The following is a 1,034-nucleotide window of genomic DNA, read 5'->3' as shown; positions in this document are numbered from 1 at the left end:
GGAGGTGTAGGCCGGATCGACCGCGATGATCGTGATGCCGGTCTGGTCGGCCATGGCGGTGAGCCGGGCGCGGAGCCGGCCGGTGGGCATGCCCGAGATCAACTGCCGGAACCGCCTGCGGCGGCCGTGCTTCTCACGGGTCTTCTCCGCGCCGAAGTCCAGGTCTTCCACCGCGATGGCCTTCACTCCGCAGGTCGTCGCCCAGTTGAGCAGCCGGGTGAGGGCGTGGCGGACCTGGGCATCACGGTGATCGGCTGTGCCTGTGAGGTCGTAGAAGAAGCGGCGCGGCGTCCCGGTCGGGTTGCCGTGGGCGTCGAGACGCCAGGCGGCGAGGTGGCCGCCGTTCATGTCGACGCCGATCACACCGTGCGTGAGGACGGCGGCCATCGGGATGGTCCGGGAGACCGGGATCTGCCAGGAGGCGGTCAGATACCAGCGCCCCCGTGCCGTGTCGTAGTGGATGCGGTAGGCGACCGCCCGGTTCGCCGCCACCCGGTCCGCCCACTCCTGGCCGCGGTGCGGGAAGCGGACCCGGCAGGCCAGCACGTACCGGCCATGCGGGGCGTTGGCCAGCCCGGCGAGCGGGGCCGGGAGTTTGATACTCACCTCGCCGTCCGGGCTGATGCGGAGGGTCTCGTTGCCGTGGCGCTTCCCGGACTCGCCGTCGGCCTGCAGGAACCAGCGCGACGCTTCCCACCATCGGCGCCAGTCGGCCTCGGTGAGCTGCGTGGTGGGCAGCTGGTGCCGGGTAACCGGCCAGCCGTTTCCCGCCGCGTACGACGTGCACGGTCCCGGCCTCGCGGTCGGCCCGCTCGCGCTCCAGCCGGTCCTCCAGCACCTGCAGGCGGCGGGTCTTGGCATGCCACTCCCGCCGGCTGCGGTAACCGCCCGGAGCGTGCTTCGAGCCCTTCGCGCCGACCGGCAGCGACAGCCGATGCGCGATCGTCCCGATCCCCGCCTCCAGAGACCGGAGGTGGGCGAGCTGGCCACGCCGGGCGAGCGCCCACTGATCATGCGTGGCCTTGGTGATCGAA

The 1,034-nt window shown here is 72.1% G+C and carries 1 pseudogene; it reads right to left on the bottom strand.

Annotation, left to right across the window (positions count from 1 at the left end):
• Positions 1 to 1,034 (bottom strand): annotated as a pseudogene (locus IG08_RS55480) (nuclease/transposase family protein); the annotation flags it as partial.

It is taken from the genome of Streptomyces fulvoviolaceus, assembly GCF_000718165.1.
GTDB classification, from domain to species: domain Bacteria; phylum Actinomycetota; class Actinomycetes; order Streptomycetales; family Streptomycetaceae; genus Streptomyces; species Streptomyces fulvoviolaceus.
The sequence above is the reverse complement of the archived record's forward strand: the minus strand, read 5'-3'. Positions and strand labels throughout refer to the sequence as shown.